Annotated in this window: 12 protein-coding genes and 1 riboswitch; of the genes, 5 read left to right on the forward strand and 7 right to left on the reverse strand. The window is 72.1% G+C overall.

Going from position 1 to position 12087, the window contains the following annotated elements; all coding sequences use genetic code 11:
• Nucleotide 1 precedes the first annotated feature (1 nt).
• The 3 genes from WFK95_RS16960 to rpe all read right to left on the reverse strand — a co-directional run bounded on the left by WFK95_RS16960 (nt 2) and on the right by rpe (nt 2566).
• Nucleotides 2-634, reverse strand: coding sequence for a riboflavin synthase (locus tag WFK95_RS16960; RefSeq protein ID WP_224646705.1), 633 nt, complete (start codon nt 632-634; stop codon nt 2-4).
• A gap of 55 nt (nt 635-689) precedes the next feature.
• Nucleotides 690-848: riboswitch (FMN riboswitch) on the reverse strand.
• 45 nt (nt 849-893) lie between these two features.
• A complete protein-coding gene (gene ribD, locus WFK95_RS16965) occupies nt 894-1886 on the reverse strand; it encodes a bifunctional diaminohydroxyphosphoribosylaminopyrimidine deaminase/5-amino-6-(5-phosphoribosylamino)uracil reductase RibD (RefSeq protein ID WP_224646707.1) in 993 nt (330 codons plus the stop codon).
• Between the two features lie 2 nt (nt 1887-1888).
• Entirely contained in the window at nt 1889-2566 is a 678-nt protein-coding gene (gene rpe / locus WFK95_RS16970) for a ribulose-phosphate 3-epimerase (RefSeq protein WP_224646709.1), read from the reverse strand.
• A 192-nt stretch (nt 2567-2758) separates the two neighbouring features.
• Here rpe and WFK95_RS16975 point away from each other — a divergent pair, with 192 nt between their 5' ends.
• Together WFK95_RS16975 and WFK95_RS16980 are read left to right on the forward strand one after the other, a co-directional pair.
• Nucleotides 2759-3709, forward strand: a complete 951-nt coding sequence (locus tag WFK95_RS16975) for an LGFP repeat-containing protein (protein WP_224646711.1) — start codon at nt 2759-2761, stop codon at nt 3707-3709.
• Between the two features lie 461 nt (nt 3710-4170).
• Nucleotides 4171-4773 carry an endonuclease domain-containing protein gene (locus tag WFK95_RS16980; RefSeq protein WP_336671329.1) on the forward strand — a complete coding sequence of 201 codons (603 nt, stop codon included), beginning with the start codon at nt 4171-4173 and terminating at the stop codon, nt 4771-4773.
• Here the strand turns inward: WFK95_RS16980 and WFK95_RS16985 are convergent.
• Genes WFK95_RS16985 through def form a run of 3 tightly spaced genes read right to left on the reverse strand, consistent with a single transcriptional unit; the run spans nt 4770 to nt 7608 of the window.
• The gene (locus WFK95_RS16985; protein WP_443081576.1) at nt 4770-6182 is read right to left on the reverse strand and encodes an RsmB/NOP family class I SAM-dependent RNA methyltransferase; all 1413 of its coding nucleotides are present in this window, start codon (nt 6180-6182) and stop codon (nt 4770-4772) included. The two genes, WFK95_RS16980 and WFK95_RS16985, sit on opposite strands and share 4 nt — an antisense overlap.
• On the reverse strand, nt 6128-7063 hold the full coding sequence (locus tag WFK95_RS16990; protein WP_336671330.1) for a methionyl-tRNA formyltransferase: 936 nt from the start codon (nt 7061-7063) through the stop codon (nt 6128-6130). Before WFK95_RS16990 ends, WFK95_RS16985 begins: the two co-directional genes overlap by 55 nt.
• Nucleotides 7063-7608 carry a peptide deformylase gene (gene def / locus WFK95_RS16995; RefSeq protein WP_224646716.1) on the reverse strand — a complete coding sequence of 182 codons (546 nt, stop codon included), beginning with the start codon at nt 7606-7608 and terminating at the stop codon, nt 7063-7065. The genes WFK95_RS16990 and def overlap by 1 nt, the downstream gene beginning before the upstream one ends.
• A 144-nt stretch (nt 7609-7752) precedes the next feature.
• Between def and WFK95_RS17000 the strand changes: the two genes are divergently transcribed.
• Both WFK95_RS17000 and gdhA read left to right on the forward strand, forming a co-directional pair.
• The gene (locus WFK95_RS17000; protein ID WP_336671331.1) at nt 7753-8805 is read left to right on the forward strand and encodes an alpha/beta hydrolase family protein; all 1053 of its coding nucleotides are present in this window, start codon (nt 7753-7755) and stop codon (nt 8803-8805) included.
• Nucleotides 8806-8910: 105 nt separating this feature from the next.
• Nucleotides 8911-10254 (forward strand): NADP-specific glutamate dehydrogenase, encoded by a 1344-nt coding sequence (gene gdhA / locus WFK95_RS17005; RefSeq protein WP_224646718.1) that lies wholly within the window; start codon nt 8911-8913, stop codon nt 10252-10254.
• A 59-nt stretch (nt 10255-10313) separates the two neighbouring features.
• On the opposite strand, the gene WFK95_RS17010 is transcribed toward gdhA, so the two are convergent.
• A complete protein-coding gene (locus WFK95_RS17010; protein WP_336671332.1) occupies nt 10314-10805 on the reverse strand; it encodes an Lrp/AsnC family transcriptional regulator in 492 nt (163 codons plus the stop codon).
• 153 nt (nt 10806-10958) lie between these two features.
• On the opposite strand from WFK95_RS17010, the gene pdhA reads away from it, so the two are divergent.
• Entirely contained in the window at nt 10959-12086 is a 1128-nt protein-coding gene (gene pdhA / locus WFK95_RS17015) for a pyruvate dehydrogenase (acetyl-transferring) E1 component subunit alpha (protein ID WP_336671333.1), read from the forward strand.
• Nucleotide 12087 lies beyond the last annotated feature (1 nt).

The raw sequence follows: 12087 nt of genomic DNA on the forward strand, positions 1-12087 counted from the left end.
GCTACTTCTCCTCCTCGCGCCCGGCGAATCCGGTCAGGCGCTCGACGTACTTCGCGACGATGTCCACTTCGAGGTTGACGACGGTGCCGGGCTCGGCCCCGCCGAGGTTGGTGAGCTCGAGGGTGGTGGGGATGAGCGAGACCTCGAACCAGTGCTGCGCGTCGTCGCCGGTCACCCCCTGCCCGAGGGCGGAGACGGTGAGCGAGACCCCGTCGATGGTGATGGAGCCCTTCTCGACGACGTAGCGGGCCAGCTGCTCCGGGAGGGCGAGCCGCACGACGGTCCAGTGCTCGGACGGGCTCAGGCTCAGGACGTGTCCGGTGCCGTCGACGTGGCCCTGCACGATGTGGCCGCCGAGCCGGGAGTTGATGGCGGCGGCGCGCTCGAGGTTGACGCGGTCGCCCGGGCCGAGCTTGCTCAGCGAGCTGCGACGGAGGGACTCCTCCATGACGTCGGCGGTGAAGGCGCCGCCCTCGACGGTGACGACCGTGAGGCAGACGCCGTTGACCGCGATCGAATCGCCGTGTTTCGCATCGGAGGTGACGAGATCGCCCTGGACCGTGAAACGGGCCGCATCCGGGAGGTCCTCGCGGGCGGTGATCACGCCCAACTCTTCGACGATGCCGGTGAACATCCGCCGCTCCTGCCACTTCGGCCTCAGGGCGGCACGACGACGCGGGGTACACCCGCGTAGTTCTCTTTCATCCGGACTATGACCGTCGGCTCCGGAATCGCACCGGAATCTGCTGACCCCCACCTCGCGGTGGGGCGCTCGCGGGCTCGAACACCGGGATCGCCCGGAGTCCATCACCGCCGGTGGGGAATCGCACCCCGCCCTGAGAACTTCCGCTTCCGAAGGTAGCACTGACCGGCCACGGCCCCAAGTGTTGGGCTCACGCAGAACGCAACAGGGTGACCAACAGGTCGTCGCCGAGCCGCTCGACGGTGTCCAGGCGCAGCCGCGTCGCGTCGGTGAGGGTGCCCACGCCGGGCACCGTCAGGGCGGGCAGCCCGGCGCCGAGCAGCACGGGGGCGATGTAGGCCTGGACGCGGTCCACGAGGCCGGCGGCGACGAAGGCGCCGATCACCGTCGCGCCGCCCTCGACCTGCACGTGCACGGCGTCGCCGGCGGCGTCGAGCGCGGCGCGCGGGTCGCGGCTGCGGACGACGCGCGCCTCCCCGGGACCGGTGAGCACCTTCGCGCCGGCGGGGATCTCCCGCTCCCCCAGGACGATCCGGGTCGGCTGGTGCGCCAGCGGCTCGCCGTCGGCATCGCGGGCGGTGAGCGCCGGGTCGTCGGCGAGGACGGTGCCGGTGCCCACGATGATCGCGTCGAGCTGGGACCGTTCGGCGTGCGCGCGCCGTCGCGCGGCGGGGCCGGTGATCCACTGGCTGGTGCCGTCGGGAGCGGCGATCCGGCCGTCGACGGTGGCCGCCAGCTTGACGGTGACCATCGGGCGGCCGTGCCGCTGCCGGAACAGCCACTCGGTGAGCGGCCACGGCTCGACGGCGAGGTGCTCCACCTCCACCCCGGCCGCGCGCAGGGTGTGGGCTCCCCCGGCGGCGAGCGGGTTCGGGTCGGCGGCTGCGTAGGCGACGCGCCCGACCCCGGCGGCGATCAGGGCCTGTGTGCAGGGCCCGGTGCGGCCGGTGTGGTCGCACGGCTCGAGGGTCACGACGGCGGTGCCGCCGCGCGCGGCGTCCCCGGCCTCGGCGAGCGCCACGACCTCGGCGTGCGGCCCGCCGGCGGGGGCGGTGCGGCCCCGTCCGGCGACGGTGCCGTCGGCCGCGAGGATGACCGCGCCGACGGGCGGGTTGGGGGTGCTGATCCCGCGGGCGGCCGCCGATTCCTCGACGGCCAGCGCGAGCGCGGCCTGCAGGTCCACCGTCAGGGGCGCGGGACGGCGGCGGCCTGGGCGCGGAGCTTGCGCAGCGCCTCGGCGGGGTCCGCGGCGTTATAGACGGCGGAGCCCGCCACGAAGCAGTCGACGCCCGCGGCGGCGGCCTGCTCGATGGTGTCGGCGTTGATGCCGCCGTCGATCTCCACGAGCAGGCGCAGCTCGCCCGAGTCGACGAGGCGGCGGGCGGCGCGCGCCTTCTCCAGCACGTCGGCGATGAAGGACTGCCCGCCGAAGCCGGGCTCGACGCTCATGACCAGCAGCGTGTCGAAGCTCTTGAGGATCTCGATGTAGGGCTCGAAGGCGGTGCCGGGCTTGATCGCAAGCCCCGCCTTGCCGCCCGCGGCGCGGATGTCCTTGGCGACGGCGACCGGATCGTCGGTGGCCTCGGCGTGGAAGGTGACGTTGTACGCGCCGGCCTCGGCGTACGGCGGCGCCCAGCGGCCCGGGTCGTCGATCATCAGGTGGCAGTCGAGCGGGATCGTCGTCGCCTTGAGCAGGCTCTCGACCACGGGCAGCCCGAGGGTGAGGTTCGGCACGAAGTGGTTGTCCATGACGTCGACGTGCACCCAGTCGGCGCCCTCCGGTCCGCCCACGGCCTCCACTTCCGCCCCGAGTCGGGCGAAGTCGGCGGAGAGGATGGACGGCGCGATCATCGGCGAAGACATGCGTCGGATTCTACGTCTGCGGATCCGCGGCTCCGCGCGCACACGAGGCCGGATTCGGCGTCGCGAGGCGGTTCGGCCGCGGATTCACGCGCGCGGACCGCGACGTCGTTGTGTTTCATTTGTCACTCTAGTAACATCAGCACCACTAATCACACGGGTAACTCTCGTGTCGTCGATTGTTGAGAGGTCGTCATGCGGATCGCACGCACCACCTTGACCACGTTCGTGGCGGTCGCCGCGGCCGCACTCGTTGCCGCGGCGCCCGCGATGGCAGATCCCGCGGCACCCGCCGTGCCCGCGGTCCCCGTCGCCCCTGCGGCGGCGCCGGCGGCCGCACCGGCAGTCCCGGCCGCTCCGGCGGCGGCTGCTCCCGCCGCTGCGGCCCCGGCCGCCGCGCCCGCCGCAGCCGGCACCCCGCTGGTCTCCACCGCGAACGCGGTGCCCGCCTCGGCGCAGCCCGCGCTGACCGAGCTGGCGAAGATCCCCGGCGTGCAGCAGATCCTCGCGACCGGCCAGCTGCCCACCACCGACGTGGCGACGCTGGTGAAGATGTTCGGCAGCGACCCGAACGCGCAGAAGCTCCTCGGCCAGCTGCTCGCCGGCCAGGCCGCGGCCACCACGCCCGCCGCCGACACCAAGCCCGACGAGCCGCTGAAGTTCGCGGTCACCGGAGCGATCAACGACACCTTCACCAAGGACGGCGGCCAGAAGAAGTACGGCCAGCCCCTCGGCGTCGAGAAGGACGTCGCAGGCGGCTCCAAGGTGCAGGAGTTCACCAACGGCACCATCTACTGGAACCCGAAGGTCAACGGCGGCAAGGCGGCCGGCGTCTCGGGCGCGATCCGCGACTTCTACCTGAAGCAGGGCGGCCCCACCGGCAAGCTGGGCTTCCCGCTGATGAGCGAGCTCTCCGTCGGCGGCCCCACCGCGGGGTCCGTCGCGGGCGCCTACAACGACTTCCAGAACGGCTCGATCGTCTGGTCGCCCGAGAACGGCGCGCACGTCGTCTCCGGCAAGATCAAGGACCAGTGGGTCAAGGGCGGCGGCGCCTTCGGCATGGGCTACCCCAAGGGCGACGCGAAGCCCGGCCCCGGCGGCGTCCTCACCCAGGAGTTCACCAAGGGCGGCGTCCTCAAGGGCTGACACCCCTCCCCAATTGAACGACGTTCTGGAGAGTAAAACCGCAGGTCGGACTCTCCAGAACGTCGTTCAATTGGTCTCGTAGGGATCCGATCGCAAGGCTGGTGCGTCCAATTGATGTGATGGGACGCAGGCGGGAACTCCTCGGCGGGCGGACCGAGCATGCGCTCCGGCAGGAATCGACCCCCGTCATCCACGGCATTCGCCACGATGGCGCTGCGACGCCGTCGAACGACGACGTTCTCGAGGCACTCGAGTCCGCGTACCCCGATCTCGTGTTCGTCTGCTGGAGCGCTGCGGCTCTACACGGTGTCGAGTACGCCGTCGGCCACAGGCCGGAGATCTGGCTTCCCGCGCAGGGGAGGCGACACGGCGTGGTGATGCGCTGCGGTCACCTCCCTGTCGAGGACGTCGTCACCGTGTCCGGGCACGTCGCCACATCGATCGTTCGGACCGCCGTCGACGTGGCCCGCTTCGCCGAGGGTGACGAGAAGATCGCGGGGGTGGATCAGTTCATCCGCGCCGATCGGCTCGGCAGGTCCCTGACCACGAAGGCCGCCATTCTCGCCTATCTCGACACGCATCCCGGTCTGTACGGGGCGAATCGGGTACGCGACGTCATCGCCGAGGCCAGCAACCGCGCGCAGTCCCCTTGGGAGACCTACTCACGCCTCGTCGTTCATCGATCTGGCCTCGACTTCTTCCGGCCGCAGCAACCGGTCCCCGGTACGCCCTTTCACGTCGACCTCGGTTCCGGGAAGTACCGCATCGCCATCGAGTACGACGGCGGCTACCACCGCTCGACAGAGCAACAACGCATCGACATCGCCCGCTGGAACGCCATCACCGACCAGAAATGGATCATCATCCGCGTCACCTCACCGATGCTCCTCAGCGGCCGAGCGACGTTCCTCGACCGCGTCGCCCGCGAGCTACGGACGCGGGGCTGGAGCGGACCGTCGCCCACGAACCCGCCCCTCAAACTCCCGAAGATCCACCGATTGAACGACGTTCCGGAGAGCAAAAGCGCAGGTCATAGTCTCCAGAACGTCGTTCAATCGGATTAGGGGAGCTTGCGCAGGGCCTGGAAGAACATGCCGTCGGTGCCGTGGAGGTGGGGCCAGAGCTGCACGTGCGGGCCGTCGCCCAGCGGCAGGTCCGTCTCGGGGACCAGCGGGCGGGTGTCGATCCGCTCCAGCCCCGCGGCCGCCAGCAGCTCCTCGTCGCCGACGATGCCGAGCGTCTCGGCGACGTGCGGGGAGCAGGTCGCGTAGAGCACCACGCCGCCCGGGCGGGTGAGCTCGGCAGCGGCGGTGAGCAGCTCGCGCTGCAGCACCGTCAGGCCCGCGACGTCGGAGGGCTGCTTGCGCCAGCGCGCCTCGGGCCGGCGTCGCAGGGCGCCGATGCCCGAGCACGGGGCGTCGACCAGAACCCGGTCGTAGCCCGGCTCCAGCCCCGACGCGCGGCCGTCGGCCACGTGCACATCCACGGGGAGCCCGCGAATCGCCTTGCGCACCAGCTCAGCCCGGTGCTCGGCGGGTTCGACGGCGTCGACGCGGGCGTCGTCGATAGCGGCGAGCGAGCCGAGCAGCGCGGCCTTCCCGCCCGGCCCGGCGCACAGGTCGAGCCAGCGGCCACCGTCGGGCCCCTCGAGCGGCGCGACCGCCGCCGCCCGGGCCACCAGCTGCGAACCCTCGTCCTGCACACCGGCGAGGCCGTCGCGGACGGGGTCCAGCGCGCCGGGATCGCCGCCGGGAAGGTACACCGCGTAGGGCGAGAGCCGGCCGGTCTCCCCCTCGACGATGAGCGCCAGCTCCTCGGCGGAGATCTCCCCCGGTCGCGCGACGAGGTGCACGGGCGGCCTGGAATCGTCGGAGGCGAGCAGCGCCTGCAGCTGCCCCATCGAGTTGATGCCGTTGGCGCGCAGCGACTCCCAGAACGCCTCGGCGATCCACCGCGGGTGCGCGTACTGCATGGCCAGGTGCCCGAGCAGGTCGTCCGCGGCGGGCGGGGCCACGCGGGAGACCCAGGTGTCCTCGTCGTCCTTGGACACCTTCCGCAAGACCGCATTGGCGAAACCGGAGGCGCCGCGGCCGGCGGTCGCCTTCACGGCGTCCACAGTCTCGGAGACGGCCGCGTGCGCCCCCACCCGGGTGCGCAGCAGCTGGTAGACGCCCAGGCGCAGCGCGTCGAGCACGGGGCCGTCGATGTCGGCGACCGGGCGCCCGGAGGCGTCCTCGATCACCGCGTCGAGGAGCCCCTGGGCGCGGCAGGTGCCGTAGGTGAGCTCGGTGGCGAAGGCCGCGTCGCGGCCCTTGAGCCGCTTGTCCCGGAGCAGGCCGGGCAGCACGAGGTTGGCGTAGGCGCCCCGCTCGCGGACGGCGGCGAGGGTCTCGAGTGCGGCACTGCGCGCGGGATCGGTCACTGGTCGCCTCCGAGGATCGTGCCGGACTCGACCCGGGCGCCGCGCGCCCAGTCGGCGGCGGGCATGGGCTTCTTGCCGGGCGGCTGGACGGTGCCGAGCCGCAGGGGCGCCGTGGCGGTGCCCACGAGGACGTCGCGCTTGGTGACCCGCAACTCGCCCGGGGCCAGGCGCTCCGCCTCGGGGTCGACGACGGCGGGCCCGAGCTTGAGCCGCGCCTCGCCCAGCGGCACCCACGCGCCCGGCGCGTCGGTCATGGCGCGGATGTGCCGGTCGACGGCGCCCGCGGGCAGGTCGAAACGCACCCGCGCGGCGTCGACGGTGACCTTCGGCGCGTGCGAGACGCCGTCGGCGGACTGGGGCTGGGCCTGCAGCGCGCCGGCCTCCACCCCGTCGACGGTACGCGTGAGCAGCTCGGCGCCGTGCTCGGCGAGCCGGTCGAGCAGCACCGTCGCGGTGTCGTCGGGCCGGATCCGCTCGGTGAGCACGCCGAACACCGGGCCGGTGTCGAGGCCCGCCTCGATGCGGAAGGTGGACGCGCCGGTGACCTCGTCGCCGGCCTCCAGCGCGGCCTGCACCGGGGCGGCGCCGCGCCACGCGGGGAGCAGCGAGAAGTGCAGGTTGATCCACCCGTGGACGGGGACGTCCAGGAGATCGGGCGGGATCATCCCGCCGTAGGCGACGACCGGGCAGCAGTCCGGCGCCAGGTCGACGATCGCCGCCCGCGCGTCCGGATCCCGCAGTGTGGCGGGCGTGAGCACGGGGATCCCGGCCTCGTCGGCCACCTGCCCGACGGGCGAGCGGCGCACGCCGCGGCCGCGGCCCGAGCGGGCGTCGGGGCGGGTGAGCACGCCCACGACCTCGTGGTCCGAGGCGAGGAGGGCGCGAAGCGCCGGGACGGCGGGCTCGGGGGTGCCCGCGAACAGCAGCCGCATCAGGCGCGTCCGCCCGCGCCACCGGCACCGGCGGCCAGGGTGGCGGCCGGATCGGTGAACCACGGAGAGCTGCGGATCACCCGCATCACGGCCTTGCGCTCCTCGGGGTCGAGGCGGCTCAGGTAGAGCACGCCGTCGAGGTGGTCGCTCTCGTGCTGGATGCAGCGGGCCAGGATCTCGGTGGCCTCGAGGGTGACGGGGGCGCCCGTGACGTCGACGCCCTCGGCCACGACGTTCATGTGGCGGGTGCACTCGCCGCGCACCTCCGGGATCGACAGGCAGCCCTCGGCCGCGGTCTGCAGCTCGTCGCCGACGGCGCGCCACACCGGGTTGATCAGGTGGCCCTCGCGGCCGCCGCAGCCGTACACGAAGACCCGCTTGCTCACGCCCACCTGCGGCGCCGCCAGGCCGGCGCCGTTGTGGTGGTGCATCGTGTCGATCATGTCGTCGACCAGCCGCGCGAGATCGGCGTCGAAGACCGTCACCTCATCCGCGGGGGTGCGCAGTACGGGGTCCGGATAGATGCGAACGGGGAGCACACTCATCCCCCCATTATCCAGCCCGGACCGAACACGGGGCAGCGGCACCTGTCACAGCGGCGCGCCCGCACTAGCAGTTCGAGCCAGGGTTGCCTTAGGATTCCGGACGGAAACGCCATGAACCGCCCCGCCGGGCGAGAGAGGGTCGACGTGCAGTTCGCGCGCGCCCGGCGGCCGCTGATCGGCGCCGTCGTCTGCCTTTCCGTGCTCTTCGGCACGGGGTGCACCACCACCGTCACCGGTGGCAAGGGTGCTCCTTCGTCGTCGGCACCGGCGTCCCCCTCGGCGTCCTATCCCCCGATGAACCCGGCCTCGCTGGTCGGGAAGTTCCCGGTCACGCAGCCGCAGCGCATCGTCTACCCCGTCCCGGACGGGGTCCCGGATCCCGAGCAGAACTACGGCGAGCTGTACCTGCCCGCCAATCCGGCGCTCCAGCAGAACCCGTCGGGCGGCCCGCTCAGCGCCCGCACCACGATCCAGCTGCCCGCGCAGATCCCCGTCGTGGTGCTGCTACACGGCGGCGGCTGGCGCACGCCCTCGGCGGCGGGATCGATGTCGGAGATGGCTCGGTCGCTGGTCAGCCACGGGGTCGCGGTGTGGAACGTCGAGTACCGGCGGATCGGCGCCGGTGGCGGCTACCCCACCACGCTCACCGACACCGCCGCGGCGATCGACTTCCTGCAGACGGTGAAGGCGCAGTACGCGCCGAACCTGGACCTGAACGACGTCGTCGTCGCCGGGCACTCCGCGGGCGGTCAGCTGGCCGTGTGGGCGTCCGCGCGCTCGATGCTCACGCCCGGGGCGATGGGCAGCGTGCCGGCGGTGACGCCCGCCGCGGTCGTCTCGATGGGCGGCGTCCTCGACATGCGCCGCGCGGTCGCCGACGGCAACGTCAACACCCGGCTCTTCCTGGGCCTGCCGGACGAGTTCCCGCAGCAGTTCGCCGTCGCCGACCCGATCCAGAACATCAACCCCAAGGTCCCCGTGACGTGCTTCAACGGCACCGCGGACCGCATCGTCCGGCCCGCCGGCTGCGAGGCCTTCGTCGCCGCGCTGAAGGCCAAGGGCGGCCGCGGCGAGACGGTGCTGCTGCCCGGCGCGGGCCACAACATCTACCAGCCGTCGCAGTCGCAGAACCGGTACTGGCCCGTCGTGCAGAAGGCGATCCTGGGCTACGTCGACGAGTTCCGGCCGCGCGGATGACGGCGGCGGGACCGCGGTCCCGCCGGGCGCAGGGCGCGAGCCTGCTGCAATCGCTTACACCGTAATGTGCCCCTGACGGTCATTACGGACAGAAGGGACTGTGCAATGGCGCACGTTGAGGGCACGCTGGGGACGCTGTACGACGAGGTCCTCCGGCGGAACCCCGGGGAGACCGAGTTCCACCAGGCCGCGAAAGAGGTCCTCGATTCGCTCGCGCCGGTGGTCAGCAAGCACCCCGAGTACGTCGACGCGGCCGTCATCCGCCGCCTCTGCGAGCCGGAGCGCCAGATCATCTTCCGCGTGCCGTGGCAGGACGACAACGGCAACGTGCAGCTCAACCGCGGCTTCCGCGTCGAGTTCAACTCCGCGCTCGGCCCCTTCAAGGGCGGCCTGCGGTTCCACCCGTCGGTGTACCTGGGCATCGTGAAGTTCCTCGGCTTCGAGCAGATCTTCAAGAACTCGCTGACCGGCCTGCCCATCGGCGGCGGCAAGGGCGGCTCGGACTTCGACCCCAAGGGCCGCAGCGACGGCGAGATCATGCGGTTCTGCCAGTCCTTCATGACGGAGCTCTACCGCCACATCGGCGAGTACACCGACGTCCCCGCGGGCGACATCGGTGTGGGCGGCCGCGAGATCGGCTACCTGTTCGGCCAGTACAAGCGGATCACCAACCGCTACGAGTCGGGCGTCCTCACCGGCAAGGGCCTCACCTGGGGCGGCTCGCAGGTGCGCACCGAGGCGACCGGCTACGGCGCGGTGTTCTTCCTCAACGAGATGCTCAAGACGCAGGGCGACTCCTTCGAGGGCAAGCGGGTCGTGGTCTCCGGCTCCGGCAACGTGGCCGTGTATGCGACGGAGAAGGTCGAGCAGCTGGGCGGCACCGTCATCGCGTGCTCCGATTCGTCGGGCTACGTGGTGGACGAGAAGGGCATCGACCTGGAGCTGCTCAAGGACGTCAAGGAGCGCCGCCGCGCGCGGATCGACGTCTACGCGGCCGAGCGCGGCGCGATCTTCGTGCCCGGCGGGTCCGTCTGGGACGTGCCGTGCGATATCGCGCTCCCCTGCGCCACCCAGAACGAGCTCGACGGCGACGCCGCCGACCGGCTGATCAAGAACGGCACGAACTTCGTCGCCGAGGGCGCCAACATGCCGTGCACCCCGGAGGCCGTGAAGCTCTTCGCCGAGGCGAAGGTCTCCTTCGCGCCGGGCAAGGCGGCCAACGCCGGCGGCGTGGCCACCAGCGCGCTGGAGATGCAGCAGAACGCCTCCCGCGACTCCTGGTCCTTCGATTACACCGAGGACCGGCTCGCCGACATCATGCGGGGTATCCACGACCGCTGCCTGGAGACCGCCGACGAGTACGGCAGCCCCGGCGACTACGTGACCGGCGCGAACATCGCCGGCTTCATCCGCGTCGCGAACGCGATGCTCGCGCTCGGCGTCGTCTAGCCCGCAGCACGCGCACGACGAACGACCCGGCCCACCTCCAGGGGGCCGGGTCGTTCGCGCTATCCGACGGTGCCCGGATCGGGCGGGCCGAGCGCGCCCGGGCGGTCGGCCTCGTCGAAGATCAGCCACGTGCGGGTGGACCGCACGCCCTCCAGCGCCTGCAGACTGACGAGCACCACGTCGCGCAGGGCGGCGTTGTCCGGCGTCCGCACCAGGAGAAGCACGTCGAAATCGCCGCCGACCAGGGCGAAGTGCTCGACGTAGGGCAGCTCTCGCAGGTGCTCGGCGACGTCCTTCCACGCGTCCTGGCGGATCGACAGCCCGATGTACGCCGAGGTGCCGAAGCCGGCGCGCTCGTGGTCCACGCGCGCCGCGTAGCCGCGGATCACCCCGCTGCGCTCCAGCCGCTCCACCCGCACGTAGGCGTTGGCCCGCGAGACGTGCACGCGCTCGGCGAGCGCACGCATCGAGATCCGGCCGTCCTCCGCCAGCACCTGCAGGATCCGGCGATCGAAACCGTCCAGAGCGGGGTGCTCGGTGCCGTCCGCCATCCGTCCAGCTCCGTCCCGCGTCCCGCATCGATTCCGGATGATCTGCTCTTGATTCATTCAATCCTACGACGATCGTCTCGCTACTCACCGGTTCCGTAGGAATCCCGTCCGCGCGGTGCGACTCTCGACGAGCAGCCGACCAGGGAGGACGACGTGACCACGACCAGCGATCTCACGAGCGAGCCGACGTACCGGAAGTTCCTTCCGGCCGACACGCCCGTGCAGTACCTCGACGAGGCGGGCGAGCTCACCGACTCGCACGCCCGCTACCCCCATCCCGACGACGACCGCCTGGTCGAGATGTACCGGCTCATGGTGCTGGGCAGGCGTTTCGACGCGCAGGCCACCGCCCTGACGAAGCAGGGCCGGCTCGCCGTCTACCCCTCCTCGCACGGGCAGGACGCGTGCCAGATCGCCGCGGCGATGTGCCTGCGCCCGACGGACTGGATGTTCCCGACGTACCGCGATTCGGTCGCGCTGGCCGCCCGCGGCGTGGATCCGGTGCAGGTGCTGACGCTGCTGGCCGGCGACTGGCACTGCGGCTACGACCCGGCGGCCCTGCGCACCGCGCCGCAGTGCACCCCGCTCGCCACGCAGCTGCTGCACGCGGCGGGCGTGGCGCACGGCGAGGACCTGCGCGGCACCGACACCATCGCGCTCGCCCTGTGCGGCGACGGCGGCACCAGCGAGGGCGACTTCCACGAGGCGCTCAACTTCGCCGCGGTCTTCCACGCGCCCGTGGTCTTCCTGGTGCAGAACAACGGATTCGCGATCAGTGTGCCGCTCTCCCGGCAGACCGCCGCCCCGAGCCTGGCGCACAAGGGCGTCGGCTACGGCATCGGATCCGAGCAGGTCGACGGCAACGACCCGATCGCCATGCTGGGCGTGATGCAGGAGGCCGCCCACTTCGTCCGCTCGGGCAACGGGCCGGTGATCGTCGAGGCGCACACCTATCGGATCGACGCGCACACCAACGCCGACGACGCCACCCGCTACCGCTCCGCGGCGGAGGTCGAGGAGTGGATCCGCCGCGACCCGATCACCCGGCTGGAGACCCATCTCCGGGCGCGGGGCCGGATCGACGACGCCGCCGTCGCCGCGATCGCCGACGAGGCCGAGGCCGCCGCCGCGGACCTGCGTTCGAAGATGAACGCCGATCGCCCCGTCGACCCCGCCGACCTGTTCCGGCACGTCTACGCCGAACCCACCCCGCAGCTGCGCGAGCAGCAGGCGCAGGTCGAGGCTGAACTGGCCGCCGCGTCGGACGCCCAGGAGGACTGAG

Origin of the sequence: Tsukamurella sp. USMM236 (assembly GCF_037148755.1) — a bacterium.
Classification (GTDB): Bacteria; Actinomycetota; Actinomycetes; order Mycobacteriales; family Mycobacteriaceae; genus Tsukamurella.